The organism is Streptomyces canus (assembly GCF_030816965.1).
In the GTDB taxonomy this organism is placed as follows: Bacteria; Actinomycetota; Actinomycetes; order Streptomycetales; family Streptomycetaceae; genus Streptomyces; species Streptomyces canus_E.
Genome location: NZ_JAUSYQ010000002.1, coordinates 6,584,918 through 6,606,733 on the forward strand (window position 1 = coordinate 6,584,918; position 21,816 = coordinate 6,606,733).

Consider the following 21,816-nt stretch of genomic DNA (forward strand, 5'->3'; position numbering starts at 1 on the left):
TCGCCTGGGAAGAAGACCGCCCGGCCTAACGCCTTCGGCCACTGAGACCACAGGACGACTACGGGAGCGGCACCCGTCCCGTCCCCTGTTCCCGTCGCCTGGGGCAAGACCACGTGAGCCATCGCCTTCGGCGGCCGGGGCCACAGGACCGCTGCCGGGAGCGGCGTCCGTCCCGTCCCCTGTTCCCGTCGCCTGGGGCAAGACCACGTGAGCCATCGCCTTCGGCGGCCGGGGCCACAGGACCGCTGCCGGGAGCGGCGTCCGTCCCGTCCCCTGTTCCCGTCGCCTGGGGCAAGACCACGTGAGCCATCGCCTTCGGCGGCCGGGGCCGCAGGACCGCTGCCGGGAGCGGCGTCCGTCCCGTCACTCCGAACCGCAGGGCGGCTACCGGAACGGCGTCGGTTCCGTCACCCAGCCCGCCGTCAGCGCCAGCCGTGTCTCCCGGTGTACGGCGAGGAAGGCGAAGGGGCGGTCGAAGGTGGCCGTGACCACGGTGGATGTGTATCGGGGCGTGGGCGGCGCCCCACCCGGCGCCGCCGCGACCGCCGTCACCGCGGCCGCCTCGAATCCGAGCGCGTCGAAGCGCGCCAGGACGGACTGCCGGGCGGAGCCGACGGCCAGGGGCGCGGCGCTGATGCCGGCGAAGTGCCCCTGCCGCGCGTCCCGAGCCGCGGTGAGGCCGAACAGTCCGTGCAGGTCCAGCAGATCGTGGTGCGCCCGCACCTCGAACGCCGCCGTCGTCACCTCCAGCGTCGGTTGCCGCGGGCCGGCACACGGCCGCTCCTCGACCCGCAGTCCCGGCCCCGCGGGCCCGTGCGGAAGCAACGACCCCCGTACGACCGGACACGTGCCGTCGAGCGCGGCCGCCCCCGCCGCCATCACCCGACCTGGCGTCATGTGCTCGTCCCCGAGCAGGAGATGGACGTCGATGCCGTTGTCGCCGAGTACCTTCACCTCGGTGACCCGGCCCTCGGGTGCGGTCACCACGCCGACCCGGTCCAGCCGCACACTCCGGCGGTTGAGCCCGCGCAGGGTCCGGCCCTGCCAGGGGCCCGCGGACGGCCGTACCGGACGCACCTCGAAGGGCCGCAGCCATGTGGTCCGCAGAGCCAGCGCGCTCGCCAGCACCAGCTCGGTGTCGTCCCCTGCCTCCACCGGCATCCGCTCGATCAGCCCACCCGTCCGCTTCGCGGCCCAGGCGTCCATCTCCCGCTGATCGAGGGCGGGATCGCCGGTGAGGACCCCGAGCGCGTCGGTGGGCAGCCCGGCCTCCCACTCCTCGCGCAGCTCCAGCGTCCGCCTGGTCCACAGTCCGAGAGCCGAGTCCAGCGCCTCCGATTCGGCCAGTTCCGCGAGCAACTCCCGCGCCGCCGTGGCCGCTTGCTCCGCGGGCACTCCGAGCGCCCGCGCCAGCTCGGCCCGCGCCGGGCCTCTGGCCCCGTCGGCCAGGAAGGCCAGCAGCGGCCACACACCGGCCGCCGAGAACACGGTCCCCCCGGAAGACACCCCCGCCCACCGCGCCGTCAGCCCGTTCACCGCCTGGGTCGTCGCACCCGTGATCGGCATTCCGCCCCCGCCCGCCCCGCGCATACCATGCGCCCTGTCGTACGTCAGTTCCCCGCCTGCTGAACCAGGAGCACGGTACCCGTGTCCATACCCCCGCCCCCTGGGCCCCACCAGCCCGATCCCGCCCGGGGGCCGTCCCCGGCCCCGGACCCGTACGGGCCGCCGCCGCAGGGGCAGCAGCCGTATGGGCAGCAGCCATACGGACAGCCGTACGGGCAACCCTATGGCCCGCCGTACCAGACCTGGGGACAGGGCTACAGCCCCTACGCCCGCCCGTCGTCGGTCAACGGCCTCGCCGTCGCCTCCCTGGTGCTCGGCGTCCTGTGCTGCTTCCCGGCGGTGGGACTGGTGCTGGGGGTGATCGCGCTGGTGCAGATCAAGAAGAAGGGCCAGTCCGGCAAGGCCCTGGCGATCACGGGGTCGATCCTGTCGTCGCTCGGACTCGCCCTGTGGGTGACGGTGCTCGCCACCGGCGGGCTCTCCGACGCCTGGGAGGGGTTCAAGAAGGGCGCGACCGAGGGCGCGACCTTCTCGGTGGTGAAGGGCCAGTGCTTCGATGCGCCGGGGGAGTCCCTCGAAGGTCTCACCTACGACGTCGACGAGGTGCCCTGCGCGGGTGAGCACGACGGCGAGGTGTTCGGCGAGTTCAAGATGACCGGCGGCGACGGCTTCCCGGGGGACGGCGCGGTCTCCGACGCCGCCGACGAGAAGTGCCACCCTCTCCAGGACACCTACGTCATGGACACCTGGGCGCTCCCCGACGACGTCGACGTGTACTACTTCGGCCCGACCCGGCAGAGCTGGCGCCTCGGCGACCGCGAGGTCAGCTGCATCTTCGGCAACACCGACGAGAAGGCCACCCTGACCGGCTCGCTGCGCGCCGACGAGACCACCCTCGACACGTACCAGATCGCCCTCCTGAAGTCCCTCAACGCCATGGACACCGTGCTGTGGGAGGAGCCCGAGGACTACCCCGAGGACGACCTGCCCGGCTATCGGAAGTGGTCGCGGGACGTCCACGACAGCCTGAACGAGCAGATCAAGACCCTGCGCGCGGAGTCCTGGCCGGCCGCTGCCGACAAGCCGGTCGCGGCCCTGGTGAAGGACATGGAGGACGCGCGCGACGAGTGGGCCAAGGCGGTCGTCGCTGCCGAGGACGACGACGTGGACACCTTCTACCTGCACTACGACAAGGGCTACGAGTACGTCGACGGCCCCAGCACGGTCACCGCACGCAAGGCTCTGGGGCTCGCCACCAAGCGGCCGACGTACGACGACGGGGGCGACGACGGCAGCGGTGAGTCGGGCGGCGGCGAACTCAATGTGTGAGCGCGGCCATAGCGGGGAGAAAGTGCCTGCGTAAAGACCCCCACCGGAACATGTCATCACATCGAGTGATTCTCTGGCCTTTACTTGCATGGCCCAACCCACGGTTGCCACGCTGTTGCTGTCTGTACAACCTGATGGGAGCGGCCAGTGACATTCGGTGAGCAGCCGGCGTACCTGCGCGTCGCGGGTGATCTCCGCAAGAAGATCGTCGACGGTTCGCTACCACCGCACACCCGCCTGCCGTCCCAGGCCAGGATCCGCGAGGAGTACGGCGTCTCGGACACCGTCGCGCTGGAGGCCCGCAAGGTGCTGATGGCCGAGGGCCTGGTCGAGGGCCGCTCCGGCTCCGGGACGTACGTCCGGGAGCAGCCCGTGCCCCGCCGTATCGCCCGCTCCGGCTACCGCCCGGCCTCCGGCGCCACGCCCTTCCGGCAGGAGCAGGCCGACGGGGAGGGGCGCGGCACCTGGGAGTCCAGAAGCGCGCAGACGGAGGCGTCGGCCGCCATCGCCGAGCGGCTCGACATCCGGCCCGGCGACCGCGTGATGTGTACGAAGTACGTCTTCCGGGAGGCCGGTGAGCCGATGATGCTCTCCACCTCCTGGGAGCCCCTCGCGGTCACCGGCCGCACTCCCGTGATGCTCCCTGAGGAGGGCCCCCTCGGTGGCATGGGCGTGGTCGAGCGCATGGCCGCCATCGACGTCGTCGTGGACAACGTCACCGAGGAGGTGGGCGCGCGTCCCGGCCTGGCCGAGGAACTGCTGGCCCTGGGCGGTGTCCCCGGCCATGTCGTCCTCGTGGTCCACCGCACCTACTACGCCTCGGGCCGCCCGGTGGAGACGGCCGACGTGGTCATTCCGGCGGACCGCTACCAGGTCGCGTACCACCTGCCGGTGAAGTAGCGTGCGCCCCGGGGAAGTTGCCCCGGGCGAACACTCAACGGGCCCGTAGGCGAATGCCGTTCGAATTCGGCCGTTCTCGCAGGTCGACACCACTGTTCCAAAGGCGCCCCTGACCGGAGGCATCGTCGCCCACCGGGGGCGCGTTCACGGCTGCGCGCCCCTGCCGGAGGAGTCCGTCCTGGCTGGTTGCGTACCTCTTTGTGAAAACGCGTATTCGCTGCGTAAAGGTTGGGCGTAGGGTCGGGCATATGCGAGTGCGGTTTCCTTATCGGGTGGGGCTCGACACAGGTCGGGAAGGAGCGGTGGGGCGCAATGAACGACGGCACGATCACTCTTCCCTGGCTCGTCATACGACAGGACGACAACGGCAATCGCTACCGCGTGGGCAGGTACGCGACCCGGGCCGAGGCCCAGAAGATCGCCGACAGCCTCGATGCCCGCGGTCACAAGCAGCTCTACTGGGTCGAGCGCATCAGCCAGAACGGCGCGAGTTCGGCCGACTGAGGAGCCTCCCGTAGGCTCCGGCGCATGACGGAACGGATCGTGGTGGTGGCGGCCGCCCTGTACGCCGGCGACCGCCTCCTCGCAGCCCGCCGCAGCGCACCTCCTGTTCTGGCCGGCCGTTGGGAGCTGCCCGGAGGCAAGGTGGAGGAGGGGGAGTCGTCCGAGGCGGCCCTCGTGCGCGAGCTCCGAGAGGAGCTGGGTGTGGAGGTGGAGGTCGTGGCGCGCATCCCCGGCGAGTGGCCCCTCAAGTCGCCGTACGTCCTCCAGGCCTGGACGGCCCACCTCTCCCCGAACTCCCCGGACCCCAAGCCTTTGCAGGATCACGACGAACTGCGCTGGCTCGCCCCGGACGAGGTCTGGGACGTGAACTGGCTCGACCAGGACGTAGAAGCGATTCGCTCACTGGAGACGCTCGGGGGCGCGGGGAGCCGCAGCGCTTAGGCGCCCCGTGTTCCGCCATTCGGCGCGGTACCGCACCCCTGATATCGGGTATGTGCCCCTTAACCCCACGAAAGCGGACATGGGCTGGCCCGGGATGTGATCGGCGTGATCGACACCGAAGGCGACTGCGCCAAGTGGACGTTCCCGGCGGACCCGGGCGCCGTACGCGCTGCCCGGACAGCCGTCCGGGGCCGGCTGGCCGCCTGGAATCTCGACGGCCTCGCCGACATCGCCGCCCTGCTGGTCAGTGAGCTGGTGACCAACGCCCTGCGGCACGCCACCGGCCCCATCGGCGTCCGCCTGGTCCGCCCCGAGGCCGTCGACGGGGTCCTCCTGGTGGAGGTCTCCGACCCCCTGCCCGACCCGCCCCGCGCACGCGTCGCCGCCCTCGAGGACGAGAGCGGCCGAGGTCTGCAACTGGTCGCCCACGCGGCCCGCCGCTGGGGCACCCGTCCCGGCACGACGGGCAAGACGGTCTGGTTCGAACTCTCGGTGCCGGGTTGAACAGGGCCTGATCGCGGTGAGGAACGTCTGTACGGCACCCCTACCCCTGTCCATCGACTGGTTCAGGCCAGTGGCGGTTGTCGGCAGACGTGATTCGACGCCGTGTCCGCTGGTTAGAAGACTGGAAGTGTTGTCGCAGCCCGGACCGAAAACCGTCGGGATCGTGCTGTGATCGTGAACACCGTGTTGTGCGGCGCCGTAGTGCTGGATACTGCGGGCAGCCGCCCCCGGTGACCGGTACCGGACGCGGTGAGCTGGAGGGGACGGTTCGCGTGAGCGAGATACCAGCGAAGGCCACGGAGTCGAAGGACCCGTTGGACGGCGCGAGGGCGGAGGCCGCGGATGATGCCGTGGCGCGTGTCCGTCCCGGCGAGCCGCTGTCCGGTGACGCCATGTGGCAGAGCAGTCCGCCCGGCTCGATCTACGACTACATCAAGGTCGCGTCCTTCTCCATAGGCCCCGACGGTCTGGTGGAGCAGTGGAGTCTGCGCGCCGAGCAGCTCTTCGGCATCCCCGCCGAGCATGCCGTCGGCATGGACCCCATCGAGGCCTTCATCGACCCGGACCTGCGCGCGCAGGGCCAGCGCAAGATGGCGGAGATCCTGGACGGCCGCGAGTGGACCGGTGTGGTGCCCTTCCGGGTGCCCCCGTCGGCGGCCGACGGCGAGTGCGGCCGGGAAGGCCTCGCCGAGGTCTATGTGATGCCGACGCGGACCGAGGAAGGTGAGAAGGCCGCCGTCTGCATCGTCGTCGACGTGCGCACGCTGCGCAGCATCGAGACCGACCTCGCCGCCTCGCAGGCGATTTTCGGTCAATCTCCCTTCGGGTTCGTGCTGATCGACCCCGACCTGCGGGTTCGCCGCGTCAACTACCGTTTCGCCTCCCTCTTCGGGGGCAGCCCGGACGACCACCGGGGCAAGGGCGTCCACGACTATCTGCCGCGCCCCGAGGCCGAGCGGGTCACCGCGACCCTGCGCCGGGTCCTGGAGACCGGCGACTCCATCACCGACATGCACGTCACGGGCTTTCTGCCGGGCTCCGACGAGCGCCGCCACTGGTCCATCAACCTGTACCGGGTGCGCAGCGGGTCCGGCCGGCCCATCGGCATCGCCTGGCTGGGAACCGACATCACCGCCCGCCGCGCCGCCGCCCGCGAGGCCGCGGCCGCCCGACGCAATCTCGCCCTCTTGAACGAGGCCGGCGCCCGTATAGGCAACTCGCTCGACCTGGAGACCACGGCCCGCGAACTCCTCGACGTCGTCGTCCCCGGCTTCTGCGACCTGGCCACCGTCGACCTCTACCAGGGCCTCCTGGCCGGCGACGAGACCCCGCCCGGCCTCGCCGACGGCAGCGCCGAACTGCGCCGGGTCGCCTTCGCCAGCGCAGTCTCCGACGCCCCCTTCACCGGCTCCGGCGACCCCGTCGAACTAGGCGCGGTCCACCACTACCCCTTCAACTCGCCCTGTGCGGACGCCCTGCGCACCGCCCGCCCGCAGTACATCCCGGCCGAGGAGGGCGGCCTCGTGCAGTCCACGCTCGCGGTGCCGATGGTCGCCCACGACACCGTCGTAGGACTCGCGCAGTTCTCCCGGACCAAGGGCAGTGAGCCGTTCGGGGACCGGGACCGGGATCTCGCGGTGGAGCTGGCCGCGCGAGCGGCGGTCTGTATCGACAACGCGCGCCTGTACCGGCGCGAGCACGAGCGGGCGCTGATACTGCAGCGGTCCCTGCTGCCGCCCGGCGACCCGGTCGCCTCCGGTCTGGACATCGCCTGCCGCTATCTGCCCGGCAACTCCTCCGCGGACCGGCCCAGCGAGGTCGGCGGTGACTGGTTCGACGTCATCGAACTGCCGGGACACCGTACGGCGTTGGTGGTCGGTGACGTGATGGGCCGTGGTCTGCGGGCGGCGGTGGCGATGGGGGAACTGCGGTCCGCCGTGCGCACCCTGGCCCTCCTGGACCTCGAACCGGCCGAGGTGCTCAGCGCGTTGGACGAGATCGCCCGCGGTCTCGGCGCACCCGGCGGTGTCCAGCAGGCCACCCGAGCGGCCCGCCGCCCCCGCGAGGCGGACCTCCTGGAGGTGTACCTCGCGACCTGCGTCTACGCCGTCTACGACTCGGTGACCCGCCGCTGCACCTTCGCCAACGCGGGGCACCTCCCGCCCGTCCTGGTGGAGCCCGGCGAGGACGCGCTGATGCTCGACGTGCCGCCCGGCATGCCGCTCGGCGTCGGTGGCGAGCCCTTCGAGGAGGTCGAGGTCGAACTACCCGAAGGCGCCCTGCTCGCGCTCTACACGGATGGACTGGTCGAAAGCCGCGATCACCCCCTCGACGAAGGCCTCCAGGCCTTCGTAGGAGCGCTCACCGACCCCTCCGCCCCCCTGGAGGACGTCTGCGACCACGTCCTCAACACCCTCGACACCCACCACGGCGAGGACGACATCGCGCTGCTGATGGCACGTGTCCAGGGCCTGCCCGCCGACTCGGTCGGCGACTGGACCCTGCCGCGCGAGCCCCGCAGTGTGGGCCGGGCCCGGGAGTACGCACGCGGCCAGCTGCTCAGCTGGGACCTGGAGCCCCTGGTCGACACCACGGAACTCCTGGTCAGTGAGCTCGTCACCAACGCCCTGCGGTACGGCGAGGGTGACATCCGGCTACGGCTCCTGCTGGACCGCACCCTGGTCTGCGAGGTCTGGGACTCCGGACTGGTCCAGCCGCGCCGCCGCCGCGCCCGCGACACCGACGAGGGCGGCCGGGGCCTGCAACTGGTCGGCCTCCTCAGTGCGGCCTGGGGCTCCCGCCGGACACCGCGTGGCAAGACGGTGTGGTTCGAACTGCCGTTGCCCGACGGGAAGAACGACATGGTGGACCCGGCGGAGGCGTTGCTCAGCCTGTTCTGAGTCCTGAGCCTGTTTCTAGGCAGGGTGCCCGCGCAGGCGTACGTCCTGTTCGGCGAGGTCACGCGCCTCGCGGGCCAGGGCGTCCGCCCGCGGGAGATCGTCGGTGAGCCGAGCCTGCGACAGCAGGACGCGGGGCCCGGCACCGACGGCCTCGCGGTGGACGGTGACGTAGTCGTCCGCCGCGGCCGCCGCCTCCCGGGCGACCAGCAGCGCGGCCACCGCGAGCACCCCGGACCGGCCGGTCGCCAGGGGCGCGGTCGCCTGCACGATCCGACGCAGGACGCCGAGGGTGTCGTACGGCTGTCCGGACGTCGTCTCCTGTCGTACGGCGGCCAGGACCGCGTCGGCGTGCAGGATCCGGGCGTAGGTCTCGCCCTCGTACGCGGTGCTGTCGCGGAAGGGGGCCAGCTCCGCCTCCGCGCCCGTGAGCGTGGACGGGATCAGACGGGCGGCCTCGGTGAGCGCCGACCGATGCCGGGCCACGGCCGTCACCAGCACGTCCGCCCGGGAGATCGCGGTCTCCGCCGCACGGAGGTGGTGGGCCGCCTCGTCCGGCCGGCCGGAGGCGGTGGCCTGGTGGGTCTGGTTGAGGTGCACGGTGGCGGTGACGAGGCTGTCCTTGGCCAGCTCGAGGTACCCGGTGACGGAGTCACTCAGGGGTGTCGGCCCCGCCCCGGCCGTGCGGGCGGTCAGCTCACGGAAGCGGGCCTCGGCCGCCGCCAGGGCCGCCGCGGGGTCACGGTCCAGTGCCCGCAGGGTGCGCAGCTTTTCCGCCTCGGCGGTCAGCCGCCGCTCGGCCTCCTCGCAGCGGCCCACGACTCCGGCGAGGGCGGCTGCCTCCTCCGGTACGCCTTCCTCGTACCGCGCCCGTATCGCGCACGCGGCCGACAGTTCGGCCTCCGCCGCCTCGGCCGCCGTCGCGAAGGGGGACACCGCCTCGGGGCCGAACACGGCTTCGGCGAAGGGGAGTTCCTCCCGGAAGGCGCGCAGGTGGTTGTCGGCGTCGACCAGCGCGGCCCGGGAGCGGTCGTCCAGGTCGGCGAGCGGGGGCTGGGTTCCGGGGGAGGGGTACGCGCCGACGTGGGCCGTGCCGGCGGCCGCCGGTGTCGTACGGCTGCGGGTGCGGCGTATCCGGCGGACGGAGCCGTAGGCGGCGAGGGCGAGCACCACGGCGAGCGCGGCCACCGGCAGGACGAGGTCGGCGCCGGAGGACTCGTCCGCCGCAGGGGCGGCGGCGCTCGTACGTGCGCCTGCAACCGGAGCGTCGTCGTTGATCGTCATCCACGGCAACACCAGCCACAGGACCCCGGCGACCACGCCCAGCAGGGCATGTGCCACCCGCGCGGATATGTGCGAGCGGCCCTGCCGCGGGCGGCCCCGTATCAAGGATGGCGTCACGTTTGGGAGCGTATGGGCCGGAATGCGGTGGCGCGAGCGGGGTGGGACGGGCGGGGGTACGCGAGGGGAGTGGGGGAGCGGATGTCAGAGGTGCGGGACATACAGATCGACGGGGATGGGGACGGGGACGGCGAGGCGGCGAAGGAGGCACCGGCGCCGAAGCCGGGCCGCCGCCGCTGGATCCGCCGGGGCCTGATCGCGCTCGCGCTCGTCGTCCTCCTTCCCTTCCTCGGCGTCGCCGTCGCCCTCCGCCTCAACTACGCCGGCGACCCCGCGGACGGCACCCGCAGCCGGGGCAAGGACGCGATCTGGCTCGGGCACGCCTGGGTGGACGGCCGCAAGACCGATGCCGACGTCACCGCCCTCGCCCGGCGCCTGCGGGACACCGGGATCCGGGACCTGTACGTCCACGCGGGGCCCCTGGAACACGACGGGACGCTGCCCGGGTCGGCGTACCCGAAGGCGCGGTGGCTGATCGGCGCCGTGCACAAGGCGGCCCCCGGCATCCGGGTGCAGGCCTGGCTCGGCGACAAGCTCGCCACCGAGAGCCCGGACGGACTGCGCCTCACCGAGAAGGACACCCGCGCCGCCGTCGTGCGCTCCACCCGTCAGATCCTCGACACCGGGTTCGACGGCGCCCACTTCGACCTGGAGCCCCTGCACTCCGGCGACGAGGACTATCTCGACCTCCTCGACGCCCTCCACCAGGTCACCCGCGCCCGCGGCGTACCCCTCTCCGTCGCCGCCCACCAGATCGACCCGCTCCCCGCACTGCACTCCGTCGCGGGCACACTCACCGGGCACCCCAAGTGGTGGTCGCAGGCGTACTTCGGTCAGGTCGCGCGCCGGGTCGACCAGATCGCGGTGATGTCGTACGACACGGCCACGCCCCTGGAGAGCCTGTACGGCGGCTATGTCGCCCAGCAGACCTCGCTGGCCCTGGAGGTCACCCCGGACTCCACCGACCTGCTGATGGGCCTTCCGTTCTACCGTGAGGACAACTTCGACCACTGGTCCTTCGCCGAGACCGTCCCCGCGGCCGTCCGCGGCGTCCGCCTCGGGCTCTCCCGCACGGACGCGGACCGCGCGAACTTCGGTGTGGCGCTGTACGTCGACTTCGCGGCCACGGAGGCGGACTGGACGGCGTACGAGAAGGACTGGGCCACTGGAAAACGACCTGCGGTCCGGCGCGCCGCACTGCGACGATCTGCCGGATGACCACCACCCGCAGACATCTCACCCGCGACGACCTCGCCCCCCTCGCCCGCGCCGCGACCGGCCGCGCCCTCACCGGCGTCACCCGGCTCCGCGGTGGCAGCAAGAAGGGTGTCTACCGGCTGGCCCTCGACGACGGTACGACGGTCGTCGCCTACGTCTGGTCGCCGGACGAGGACTACTGGGACGCCGGCCCCTCCGACCCCCGCGACCCCTTCTCCGCCGGCACCGGTCCCGACGTGTTCACGGCCGCCCACGACCGGCTGGTCGCGGCCGGCGTGCGCACCCCCCGCCTCCTGTACGCCGACACCACCATGGACGCCGTGGTCGTCGAGGACATGCGGGGCGGCAGTCTGGAGGAGGCGCTGGAGCGGGACCCGGTCGCCGGTCGTGCCGCGCTGGAGCTGCTGGCCGCCGAACTCGGGGCCCTGCACGCGCAGGAGGGCCCCGCCTTCGGCAAGGTCGGGCTCGTCGACAACGGCGGTACCTCGTCGTCGGGTTCGGCCGCCCGGCGCATCACCGAGGGCGCCCTGCGCCACATCGAGCAGGCCGCCGTACGGGACGAACGGATCGCCGTCGTACGGGAGGAGCTCGAGGAGACCGTACGACGGCTCGCCGCAGCCGTCCGGCCGCGCGCCCGGCACACCCTCATCCACGGCGAACTCGGCGCCGACCACGTCCTGTTGGACGACCAGGGCAGGCCCGCCCTCATCGACATCGAAGGGCTCATGTACGTCGACGTCGAGTGGGAGCACGTCTTCCTGCGCATCCGCTTCGGACCGCAGTACTACGACGTCCTGCGCGCCCCCGGCCTGGACGAGGACCGGATGAACCTCTACCGCCTCGCCCTGCACGTGTCCCTGGTCGCCGGCCCCCTCCGCCTGATCGAGGGCGACTTCCCGAACCCGGACGGGATGCGGGAGATCGCGGAATCCAACCTGGTCAGGGTGCTGGAGCTCATGGGGCGATGATCGATCGGAGCGGTGCTCTCCGTGGCCGCGATCACCACCGGGTGGATCACGCCGGGCCGGGGCGGGCCAAGGTGCTGCGGCCCCTGTGTGGGGCTGCTGCACCCTGGTCGCCATGGCCGGGATCGGCACGTTTCTGTTCATCGGCCCGCTCCAGGGACCGGACATGAGCAACCCGATCGCTATGAGCGGCAGGCCATGAAGCCGGCTAGGAAGACCTCCTCCTGATCTTCGACCCCAGCCACACCAGCGGGTCGTACTTGCGGTCGACGGCCCTTTCCTTCAAGGGAATCAGCGCGTTGTCCGTGATCTTGATGCCCTCGGGGCAGACCTCCGTGCAGCACTTGGTGATGTTGCAGTAGCCGAGACCGTGCTCGTCCTGGGCCGTCTTCTTGCGGTCCAGGCCGGACTCCTCGGCCGCGTCCAGCGGGTGCATGTCCAGTTCGGCCACCCGCATCAGGAAGCGCGGGCCCGCGAAGGCCGTCTTGTTCTCCTCGTGGTCGCGGACGACATGACAGGTGTCCTGGCACAGGAAGCACTCGATGCACTTGCGGAACTCCTGCGAGCGGTCCACGTCCTCCTGCATCATCCGGTACTCGCCGGGCCCGAGCTCGGGCGGCGGCACGAACGCCGGGACCTCGCGCGCCTTCTGGTAGTTGAAGCCGACGTTCGTGACCAGGTCCCGGACCACGGGGAAGGCCCGCAGCGGGGTGACGGTGATCGTCTCCTCCGGAGTGAACACCGACATGCGGGTCATGCACATCAGCCGGGGCCGCCCGTTGATCTCCGCGGAGCAGGAACCGCACTTGCCCGCCTTGCAGTTCCAGCGGACGGCGAGATCGGGCGCCTGGGTGGCCTGGAGGCGGTGGATGATGTCCAGCACCACTTCGCCGTCGTTGACCTCGACCTTGAAGTCCTCCAGGTCCCCGCCCTTCACATCACCCCGCCACACCTTGAAGTGGGCCGTGTAGCCGCTCATTCGTACAGCTCCTCTTCGGCGAGGTACTTGACCAGCTCCTCCTTGTCGAAGAGAGCGAGCAGGTCGGCGCGGATGGGGTCGGTGGTCTCGCGGGTGAGGTCGATCTGCCCCCGGACGGGGTCGGTCGCCGCCAACCCGCCCGTGGGGTCGGTCAGTTGGCACAGCAGGTTGATCCGGCGCCACTCGCGGTCCATCGCCGGATGGTCCTCTCGGGTGTGGCCGCCGCGCGACTCGGTCCGCTCCAGCGCGGCCCGCGCCACACACTCGCTGACCAGCAGCATGTTCCTGAGGTCCAGCGCGAGGTGCCAGCCGGGGTTGAACTGCCGGTGCCCCTCGACCCCGGCCCGCCGGGCGCGTACCCGAAGATCCGCCAGCTTCTCCAGGGCCTGCTCCATCTCGCCCTCGCGGCGGATGATGCCGACCAGGTCGTTCATGGCCTGCTGGAGCTCCTGGTGGAGGGTGTACGGGTTCTCCGGAGGGCCTACGGCGGGCTCCGCGCCCTCCGCCGAGAACGGCCGCAGCGCCTCGGCCGCCGCCGCGTCGACCTGGGCCTCGTCCACGGGCGGCCGGTCCGCTGCGAGCCCGGTCGCGTACTCGGCCGCGTGCCAGCCCGCCCGGCGTCCGAACACCAGCAGGTCGGAGAGGGAGTTGCCGCCGAGCCGGTTCGAGCCGTGCATGCCGCCGGCGACCTCACCGGCCGCGAACAGCCCCGGCACCCCGCGCGCCGCCGCCGTGTCCGACTCGACCGCGACACCGCCCATCACGTAGTGACAGGTCGGCCCGACCTCCATCGGCTCGGCCGTGATGTCGACGTCGGCCAGCTCCTTGAACTGGTGGTACATGGACGGCAGCCGGCGCCGGATGACCTCGGCGGGCATCCGGGTCGAGACGTCCAGGAAGACCCCGCCGTGCGGGGAGCCCCGGCCGGCCTTCACCTCGGAGTTGATCGCGCGGGCCACCTCGTCGCGGGGGAGCAGCTCGGGCGGGCGCCGGTTGTTGTCCGGGTCCTCGTACCAGCGGTCGCCCTCCTCCTCCGATTGGGCGTACTTCTCCTTGAAGACGTCGGGGATGTACTCGAACATGAACCGCTTGCCCTCGGAGTTCCTGAGCACCCCGCCGTCACCGCGCACCGACTCCGTGACGAGGATGCCCTTCACCGACGGCGGCCAGACCATGCCGGTCGGGTGGAACTGCACGAACTCCATGTTCAGCAGGGGCGCGCCGGCGAGCAGTGCCAGTGCGTGGCCGTCGCCGGTGTACTCCCACGAGTTCGACGTCACCTTGAAGGACTTGCCGATGCCACCGGTCGCGATCACGACGGCCGGGGCTTCGAGGACGAAGAAACGGCCGGTCTCGCGGTCGTAGGCGAAGACCCCGGAGACCCGGGCATCGTCCTTGAGGACCCGGGTGACCGTGCACTCCTGGTAGACCTTCAGGCGGGACTCGTAGTCGCCGGTCTCCTTGTGGTCCTCCTGCTGGAGCGAGACGATCTTCTGCTGGAGCGTGCGGATCAGTTCGAGGCCCGTGCGGTCGCCTACGTGGGCGAGGCGCGGGTACTCATGGCCGCCGAAGTTGCGCTGCGAGATCCGGCCGTCCTTCGTACGGTCGAACAGGGCGCCCCAGGTCTCCAGCTCCCAGACCCGGTCAGGGGCCTCCTGGGCGTGAAGTTCGGCCATCCGCCACTGGTTGAGAAACTTCCCGCCGCGCATGGTGTCGCGGAAGTGGACCTGCCAGTTGTCGTTCGCGTTGGCGTTGCCCATGCTGGCCGCGATGCCGCCCTCGGCCATCACCGTGTGCGCCTTGCCGAACAGTGACTTGCAGATCACGGCCGTACGCGCACCGCGCTCTCGGGCCTCGATGGCGGCACGCAGCCCGGCCCCTCCGGCGCCGACCACGACGACGTCCCATTCCTGCCGGTCGACCACGGACATCAGAAAAACCTCGGATCGTCAAAGGCGCCGGACGCGACCAGGTACACGTAGAAGTCGGCGAGCGCCACGCTCACCAACGACGCCCAGGCGAGCTGCATGTGCCTGGCGTTGAGCTTCCCGACCCACTGCCACATGCGGTAGCGCACGGGATGCCTGGAGAAGTGCCGGAGCTTGCCGCCGACGATGTGCCGACAGGAGTGGCACGAGATCGTGTACGCCCAGATCAGCACGATGTTGATCAGGAAGACGAGGGTGCCGAGGCCCATGTGCCCCCACTGGTACCGCTCGTCGCGGAACGCGAGCACGGTGTCGTAGGTCAGGATCCCGGCGACCACGATCGCGGCGTAGAAGAAGTACCGGTGGATGTTCTGCAGGATCAGCGGGAAGCGCGTCTCACCGGTGTACTTCTTGTGCGGCTCCGCCACCGCGCAGGCCGGCGGGGACGCCCAGAAGCCCCGGTAGTAGGCCTTGCGGTAGTAGTAGCAGGTCAGGCGGAAGCCGAGCGGGAAGATCAGGATGATGATCGCGGGGGAGATGCCCCACCAGGCGCCGAAGATCTCCCAGTTGGGGCCGTGGCGCATGGGCGCGCAGCGCTCGGCGAGGCAGGGGGAGTAGAACGGCGAGACGTACGGGGCCGCGTAGTAGTCCGTGTCGGCGAAGGCCCGCCAGGTCGAGTACACGATGAAGGCGAGCAGCCCGGCGGCGGTGACCGCCGGTGCCAGCCACCAGCGGTCGGTGCGCAGGTGCGGGGCGTCGATCGCGGCGCGCGTACCCGTGCGTACGCCGCCGCGGGCGCTATGGGATTCGGTGTCGGGGGATTCCGTACCAGTGGCCAACTCTTGACTCCGGTCGGGTTCAGGGGGCTCGGCGGTCGCGGGCGCCGAGTCCCTCGTCGTCCGAGTCCGTCCACAGGGTGTTGTCGTACGGGGTGTCGGAGATGGAGACGAGATCCGGGCGGCGCGCCTTGGCGAGCGCCGGGTCGGTCTCCTTCAGCAGTGCGAGGCTCTCGCGCAGCCGGTCGGCGTCGATCCGCACACGGCGCATCTCCAGACCGCTGCTGCCCAGCTGCTGCTCCAGGCGCTTGACGTACCTGAGCACCTCGTCGAGCGAGCGCTGTGCCGCTGCCAGTTCGTCGTTCACGGACATGACGTGACCTCACTTCCGTGGGCGGGGATGCCCTGGACGGGAACGGTCATGCGCCTGCGAGTGTTGCGCGTCACACCAGCCGGTGTGAAGGGACGTGCACGGATTGGCGGATCGTGTGCCTCCGTGCGCGCCCCTCGTGCGCCGTCGATTGCGCCGCACGGGTGGGCTTCCCGGTCGTGGTCGCCGTGTCGCCGTCCGTTGCCGAACCCTTTCCTCTTCAGTGGCCGCATACATGTGATCAGCTCCATATACCGCCAAAAGTGATCATAACGCCCGCGGCTCCCGGAGGTAAGCAGAGATGTCCAAAGACGGCGTCGGACTGCGCGCGGTCACGCGCTCGGTCGCCTTCCTGACCGCGGGAGCGCTCGCGGTGACCGCGCTCTCCGGGTGCAGCTCCGAGGAGAAGAGGAGCAAGCCCCTCGCCGCGCAGGACATCGCGCCCGCCGCCCGCAACCTGGTCGCCGACGGCGGCACCCTGCACTGGGCCGTGGACGCCGTACCGGAGACCCTGAACACCTTCCAGTCGGACGCGGACGCGACCACCACCACCGTCGCCCAGGCGGTCCTGCCGTCGATGTACCGGCTCGACGCGAACGGGCGGCCGCAGGTCCACCCCGACTACCTGGAGTCGGCGAAGGTCGTCGAGACCGAACCGAAGCAGGTCGTGCTGTACAAGCTGAACCAGCAGGCCGTGTGGAGCGACGGCCGGGAGATCGGCGCCGCCGACTTCGCCGCCCAGTGGCGTGCCCTGTCCGGCAAGGACTCCGCGTACTGGACCGCCCGCAACGCCGGCTACGACCGCATCGAGAAGATCGAACGCGGGGCCGACGACCTGGAGGTCCGGGTCACCTTCGCGCGGCCGTACGCCGACTGGCGCTCGCTGTTCTCACCGCTGTACCCGAAGGACGTCATGGGCACCCCGGACGCCTTCAACGACTCCGCCCGCAGGAAACTCAAGGTCACCGGCGGTCCCTTCACCCTGAAGAAGGTCGACCGCAAGGACGGCGAGGTCATCCTCACCCGCAGTGCGCGCTGGTGGGGCCGCCCGGCCAAGCTGGACCAGATCGTGCTCCGCGCCGTGCCGCGCGACAAGCGGGCCACCGCGCTGGCCGCCGGTGAGATCGAGCTCGCCGATGTCGACTCCGAGGCCCTCGGCCGCATCGGCCTCGCCGCCCGCGCGGGAGCCAAGCCCGGCAGCAGCCCGCTCGCGGGCCCGCGCAGACTCCCCGCGCACGGCTCCGGCAGCAACCTGAGCGCCGCCGACGCGCTGCGCTCCTGGGCCGTCGCCCACGGCGAGGACGAGGAGGCCGCCGACGAGGAGCTCAGCGCCCGGCAGAAGGAGCGCAGGGCGGTCGCCGCCTACAAGCGTGAGCAGGCGGCCCTGAAGGGCTTCGAGGTCCGCAGGTCCCTGGAGCCCGCCTACACCCAGCTCGCCCTCAACGGCGCCTCCGGCCCGCTCGCCGACGAGCGGGTCCGCCGGGCCGTGGCCCGCGCCATCGACCGCAAGGCGCTGGCCCGCGTCGTCCTCTCCCCGCTCGGGCTGCCCGCCGTGCCGGTCGGCAGCCACCTCGCCCTCTCCGGCCAGGACGCCTACGCCGACAACAGCGGCGCGCTCGGCGGCCAGGACACCGAGGAGGCTCAGGCACTCCTCGCGGACGCCGGGTGGGTGGCCGGGGGCAAGGTCGAGAAGAAGAAAGAGAAGAAGAAGGGCGAGAAGGCTGCGGGGGCCGAGGGCAGGAAGGCCGGGCAGGACTCCGAGAAGGAGGACGACGGGACGTACGTCGTCGGCGAGGACGACAAGAGCGAGGACAAGGACCCCAAGGGCCACCACAAGGTCGGGGACGGTCCGCAGCATCTCGCTCAGGACGGCAAGCAGTACGCGAACGGGCTGAGGCCGGGCGGCGCTCCCGGGGCCTACGCTCCGAAGGGCACGGCGGCTCCGGCGGCCGGGGCGACGAAGGTGCTGGCCAAGAAGGGCAAGGCGCTCGCCCTGCGGTTCGTGCTGCCGTCGGGGCCCGGGTCCGGGGCGCTGGGGACGGTGGCCGGGCGGATCTCCTCGATGCTGGAGAAGGTCGGTATCCGGACGGAGATCTCCAAGGTCTCCGACGAGAGCTACTTCAAGGACCACATCGCGTCCGGGCAGTACGACCTCGCCTTGTACTCCTGGCCCGCGTCCGCGTTCCCCGCCACCGACGCCCGCCCGATCTTCGCGAAGCCGGTGCCTGCCGCGGACGGCTCGCTGAACGTCGAGCAGAACTACACGCGGGTCGGTACCGACCAGGTGGACCAGCTCTTCGACCAGGCCGTCGCCACTCTCGACGCGGGCAAGAACCGCAGCCTGATCCGCAAGGCCGATTCACGGATCTGGGCCGCGGCCGGATCCATCCCGCTGTATCAGCGGCCCCAGCTGACCGCCGCGAAGAAGGACGTGGTCAACGCCGGTGCCTTCGGATTCCAGACGCCCGTCTACGAGGACATGGGCTTCCTGAAGAAGGGCCCGAAAGCCCCGGCCCGGCGGTCCGGGGACTGAGCCCGGCGAGCCCCTGCCCGGGAGGCAACGTACGATGGGGTGAGGCCGTGGCGTGTCAAGCCCGGCAGGCCCGCGTCACACGGACGTTCGTAGCAGGGCCTTCTCACCACTTGGGAGTACGCCGCAATATGGCCACGCGCCACGACATCCGCAATGTCGCCATCGTCGCTCACGTCGACCACGGCAAGACGACTCTTGTCGACGCCATGCTGAAGCAGGCCGGCGCCTTCGCCGCGCACGCCGCCGAGTCGCTCGACGACCGCATGATGGACTCGAACGACCTGGAGCGTGAGAAGGGCATCACGATCCTGGCCAAGAACACGGCCGTGAAGTACCACCCGAAGGATGGCGGCGACGTCATCACCATCAACATCATCGACACCCCCGGCCACGCCGACTTCGGTGGCGAGGTCGAGCGTGGTCTGTCGATGGTGGACGCGGTGGTCCTGCTCGTCGACGCCTCCGAGGGCCCGCTGCCGCAGACCCGCTTCGTGCTGCGCAAGGCGCTTCAGCAGCGCCTGCCGGTCATCCTGTGCATCAACAAGACCGACCGCCCGGACTCCCGGATCGACGAGGTCGTCAACGAGACGTACGACCTCTTCCTGGACCTGGACGCGGACGAGGAGCAGATCGAGTTCCCCATCGTCTACGCGTGTGCGCGTGACGGCGTCGCCTCGCTGACCAAGCCGGAGGACGGCACCGTCCCGGCCGACAGCGACAGCCTGGAGCCGTTCTTCTCCACGATCCTCTCGCACGTCCCGGCCCCCGAGTACGACGAGGCGGCTCCGCTCCAGGCGCACGTCACCAACCTGGACGCCGACAACTTCCTCGGCCGTATCGCGCTCCTCCGCGTCGAGCAGGGCGAGCTGCGCAAGGGCCAGACCGTCACCTGGATCAAGCGCGACGGCACGATGTCCAACGTGCGCATCACCGAGCTGCTGATGACCGAGGCACTCACCCGCAAGCCCGCCGAGATGGCCGGCCCCGGTGACATCTGTGCCGTCGCCGGTATCCCGGACATCATGATCGGCGAGACCCTCGCCGACCCCGAGAACCCGATCCCGCTGCCGCTCATCACGGTCGACGAGCCGGCCATCTCGATGACCATCGGTACGAACACCTCGCCGCTGGTCGGCCGGGGCGGCACCGGCAAGGGTGCCTCGGCCAAGGCCGCGGTGAAGGACCGCAAGGTGACCGCCCGCCAGGTCAAGGACCGCCTCGACCGCGAGCTGATCGGTAACGTCTCCCTCCGTGTGCTCGACACCGAGCGCCCGGACGCCTGGGAGGTCCAGGGCCGTGGAGAGCTCGCGCTGGCCATCCTGGTCGAGCAGATGCGCCGTGAGGGCTTCGAGCTGACGATCGGCAAGCCGCAGGTCGTCACCAAGATCGTCGACGGCAAGGTGTACGAGCCCGTCGAGCGCATGACGATCGACGTCCCCGAGGAGCACATGGGCGCGGTCACGCAGCTCATGGGCGTCCGCAAGGGCCGTATGGACAACATGTCGAACCACGGCTCCGGTTGGGTCCGTATGGAGTTCGTCGTGCCGTCCCGCGGCCTGATCGGCTTCCGTACGGAGTTCCTGACCGGCACCCGTGGCACGGGCATCGCCCACTCCATCCACGAGGGCCACGAGCCGTGGTTCGGCACCCTGACGACCCGTAACAACGGCTCGTTGGTCGCCGACCGCGCCGGTGCCGTCACCGCCTTCGCGATGACGAACCTTCAGGAGCGCGGTGTGCTGTTCACCGACCCGGGCACCGAGGTGTACGAGGGCATGATCGTCGGTGAGAACTCGCGCTCCGACGACATGGACGTGAACATCACCAAGGAGAAGAAGCTCACGAACATGCGGTCGTCCTCGGCCGACTCGTTCGAGGCGATCGTCCCGCCGCGCAAGCTCTCCCTGGAGCAGTCCCTGGAGTTCTGCCGCGACGACGAGTGCGTCGAGGTGACTCCGGAAGCGGTCCGCATCCGTAAGGTCAACCTCGACGCCCGCGAGCGCGCCCGCGCCGCGAGCCGCGCCAAGCACGGCTGATCCCACCGCCGGCGACCGTCGGCAGCCCGGTTCTCCGACACTCAGGGAACCGGGCCTCAGGCGTGTCCACCGATACCTGTCCGTGACCTGTGAGTGACCGTCCGGATATCGGTAACCCGCCCAGGTGTTTCGGACATGTGAACAGAAATCCATTGCGGTATGTCCGTTTTGACGGCCTGTCGGTTCACGTGTCAAGCGCGCGCAGGTGTCAATCTTTGCAATTTTTCCTCAAAATATGGCCGGTAGGGAGATCCCTATGCCTTCCGCCCTTGACGCGCGTTGAACACTTTGGCGAAAGTTCCCCCAAACCACAGAACCTGCCGGTATCTGTGCTGCGCTCAACTCTCCAACCCCCCGGGGGAAGTACACACATGACCAGTCCAGTCGCCTTGGACCCCGAGCTCGAGACGGACGCCGAGCCTGTCAAGGGCGAGCAGAAGCTCGAGGGTCGTTCTCCCGGCCAGTTGATGTGGCAGCGCTTCAAGCGTGACCGTACCGGTGTCATCTGCGCCGTGGTAGTGATTTTGTACTTCGTGGTCTCGCTGGCCGCGCCGCTGCTGGTCAAGCTGAGCGGGACCGACCCGTACACGCTGTACGGGCAGGACCCGACCTACGCCGACAAGCCCGTCCTGGATCAGTTCGGGCTGCCCTTGGGCTACTTCGGCGGCGTCTCCGGCGACCACTGGTTCGGTGTGGAGCCGCAGTACGGCCGTGACCTGTTCGCCATGCTCGTGTACGGCATGCGGACGTCGCTGTTCATGGCCCTCGGTGTGACGGTCCTGCTGATGGTCACGGGCGTGATCATCGGTCTGATCGGCGGCTACTTCGGTGGTCGCACCGACTACTGGATCGGTCGGGTCACCGACTTCTTCCTGTCCTTCCCCCAGCAGCTGTTCTTCATCGCCTTCATGCCCGTGGTCACCGCGTTCTTCGTCGACCCGCGGGAGGAGACCCCCACGTACTTCCGCGCACTGGCGATGCTGATCGTGCTGTGGCTGCTGGGCTGGATGGGTATGGCGCGCCTGGTCCGCTCCACCGTGCTGTCCCTGCGTGAGAGGGAGTTCGTCGAGGCCGCCAAGGTCTCCGGCGCCTCCCCCTGGCGGATCGTCCGCAAGGAGATCCTGCCGAACGTGGTGACGCCGATCCTGGTGCAGTTCACGTACTCGCTGCCCAGCACCATCCTCACCATCGCCTTCCTTTCCTTCGCCGGAGTCGGTTTCGTCGAGCCGACTCCGGACTGGGGACGACTGTTCGCCGCAGCTGCCAACTACACCGAGCAGGACCCGGCGTTCCTCTTCTTCCCCGGCCTGGCGCTGGTGATCTTCGTTCTGGCCTTCAACCTCCTCGGAGACTCGGTCCGGGACGCTTTCGACCCCAAGTCCGGGCGGTAACTCGTCCATTGGTGGGGGGTGGCTGCCGCCCCCGCGTCGGCCTACCAGCCGCGTCAGGCAGTACTCATGGATAACAAC

At 70.4% G+C, this 21,816-nt stretch carries 17 protein-coding genes; 11 read left to right on the plus strand and 6 right to left on the minus strand.

The window, feature by feature from the left end:
• Positions 1 to 384 precede the first annotated feature (384 nt).
• The gene (locus QF027_RS31405; RefSeq protein WP_307078479.1) at positions 385 to 1,566 is read right to left on the minus strand and encodes a serpin family protein; all 1,182 of its coding nucleotides are present in this window, start codon (positions 1,564 to 1,566) and stop codon (positions 385 to 387) included.
• A gap of 81 nt (positions 1,567 to 1,647) precedes the next feature.
• Between QF027_RS31405 and QF027_RS31410 the strand changes: the two genes are divergently transcribed.
• The 6 genes from QF027_RS31410 to QF027_RS31435 all read left to right on the plus strand — a co-directional run bounded on the left by QF027_RS31410 (position 1,648) and on the right by QF027_RS31435 (position 8,144).
• On the plus strand, positions 1,648 to 2,895 hold the full coding sequence (locus tag QF027_RS31410) for a DUF4190 domain-containing protein (protein ID WP_306976820.1): 1,248 nt from the start codon (positions 1,648 to 1,650) through the stop codon (positions 2,893 to 2,895).
• A gap of 147 nt (positions 2,896 to 3,042) precedes the next feature.
• Positions 3,043 to 3,795, plus strand: coding sequence for a GntR family transcriptional regulator (locus QF027_RS31415; RefSeq protein WP_306976818.1), 753 nt, complete (start codon positions 3,043 to 3,045; stop codon positions 3,793 to 3,795).
• Positions 3,796 to 4,107: 312 nt separating this feature from the next.
• Complete coding sequence (locus QF027_RS31420) at positions 4,108 to 4,299, plus strand: SPOR domain-containing protein (RefSeq protein ID WP_069763326.1); 192 nt, start codon at positions 4,108 to 4,110, stop codon at positions 4,297 to 4,299.
• A 24-nt stretch (positions 4,300 to 4,323) separates the two neighbouring features.
• The gene (locus tag QF027_RS31425) at positions 4,324 to 4,740 is read left to right on the plus strand and encodes an NUDIX domain-containing protein (protein ID WP_306976813.1); all 417 of its coding nucleotides are present in this window, start codon (positions 4,324 to 4,326) and stop codon (positions 4,738 to 4,740) included.
• Positions 4,741 to 4,836: 96 nt separating this feature from the next.
• Positions 4,837 to 5,244, plus strand: a complete 408-nt coding sequence (locus tag QF027_RS31430; RefSeq protein ID WP_306976811.1) for an ATP-binding protein — start codon at positions 4,837 to 4,839, stop codon at positions 5,242 to 5,244.
• A gap of 272 nt (positions 5,245 to 5,516) precedes the next feature.
• Positions 5,517 to 8,144, plus strand: coding sequence for a SpoIIE family protein phosphatase (locus tag QF027_RS31435; RefSeq protein ID WP_307078481.1), 2,628 nt, complete (start codon positions 5,517 to 5,519; stop codon positions 8,142 to 8,144).
• Positions 8,145 to 8,159: 15 nt separating this feature from the next.
• On the opposite strand, the gene QF027_RS31440 is transcribed toward QF027_RS31435, so the two are convergent.
• Positions 8,160 to 9,542, minus strand: coding sequence for a hypothetical protein (locus tag QF027_RS31440; RefSeq protein WP_307078484.1), 1,383 nt, complete (start codon positions 9,540 to 9,542; stop codon positions 8,160 to 8,162).
• Between the two features lie 81 nt (positions 9,543 to 9,623).
• Here QF027_RS31440 and QF027_RS31445 point away from each other — a divergent pair, with 81 nt between their 5' ends.
• Together QF027_RS31445 and QF027_RS31450 are read left to right on the plus strand one after the other, a co-directional pair.
• Entirely contained in the window at positions 9,624 to 10,760 is a 1,137-nt protein-coding gene (locus tag QF027_RS31445; RefSeq protein WP_307078485.1) for a glycosyl hydrolase family 18 protein, read from the plus strand.
• Entirely contained in the window at positions 10,757 to 11,728 is a 972-nt protein-coding gene (locus QF027_RS31450) for a phosphotransferase (protein ID WP_307078488.1), read from the plus strand. The genes QF027_RS31445 and QF027_RS31450 overlap by 4 nt, the downstream gene beginning before the upstream one ends.
• A 205-nt stretch (positions 11,729 to 11,933) precedes the next feature.
• Here the strand turns inward: QF027_RS31450 and QF027_RS31455 are convergent, their stop codons facing one another.
• Genes QF027_RS31455 through QF027_RS31470 form a run of 4 tightly spaced genes read right to left on the minus strand, consistent with a single transcriptional unit; the run spans position 11,934 to position 15,781 of the window.
• The gene (locus QF027_RS31455; protein WP_307078489.1) at positions 11,934 to 12,704 is read right to left on the minus strand and encodes a succinate dehydrogenase/fumarate reductase iron-sulfur subunit; all 771 of its coding nucleotides are present in this window, start codon (positions 12,702 to 12,704) and stop codon (positions 11,934 to 11,936) included.
• Positions 12,701 to 14,635, minus strand: coding sequence for a fumarate reductase/succinate dehydrogenase flavoprotein subunit (locus QF027_RS31460; protein ID WP_307078491.1), 1,935 nt, complete (start codon positions 14,633 to 14,635; stop codon positions 12,701 to 12,703). The genes QF027_RS31455 and QF027_RS31460 overlap by 4 nt, the downstream gene beginning before the upstream one ends.
• Positions 14,635 to 15,471 (minus strand): hypothetical protein, encoded by an 837-nt coding sequence (locus QF027_RS31465; RefSeq protein ID WP_306976797.1) that lies wholly within the window; start codon positions 15,469 to 15,471, stop codon positions 14,635 to 14,637. The genes QF027_RS31460 and QF027_RS31465 overlap by 1 nt, the downstream gene beginning before the upstream one ends.
• A 19-nt stretch (positions 15,472 to 15,490) precedes the next feature.
• On the minus strand, positions 15,491 to 15,781 hold the full coding sequence (locus QF027_RS31470) for a hypothetical protein (RefSeq protein WP_306976795.1): 291 nt from the start codon (positions 15,779 to 15,781) through the stop codon (positions 15,491 to 15,493).
• A gap of 298 nt (positions 15,782 to 16,079) precedes the next feature.
• Here QF027_RS31470 and QF027_RS31475 point away from each other — a divergent pair, with 298 nt between their 5' ends.
• From QF027_RS31475 to QF027_RS31485, 3 genes are all read left to right on the plus strand, one after another.
• Positions 16,080 to 18,311: an ABC transporter family substrate-binding protein gene (locus tag QF027_RS31475; RefSeq protein ID WP_307078493.1), complete on the plus strand. Its 2,232-nt coding sequence runs from the start codon at positions 16,080 to 16,082 to the stop codon at positions 18,309 to 18,311.
• Between the two features lie 128 nt (positions 18,312 to 18,439).
• On the plus strand, positions 18,440 to 20,347 hold the full coding sequence (gene typA, locus QF027_RS31480; RefSeq protein WP_306976791.1) for a translational GTPase TypA: 1,908 nt from the start codon (positions 18,440 to 18,442) through the stop codon (positions 20,345 to 20,347).
• A 371-nt stretch (positions 20,348 to 20,718) separates the two neighbouring features.
• The gene (locus QF027_RS31485) at positions 20,719 to 21,738 is read left to right on the plus strand and encodes an ABC transporter permease (RefSeq protein ID WP_307078495.1); all 1,020 of its coding nucleotides are present in this window, start codon (positions 20,719 to 20,721) and stop codon (positions 21,736 to 21,738) included.
• Positions 21,739 to 21,816 lie beyond the last annotated feature (78 nt).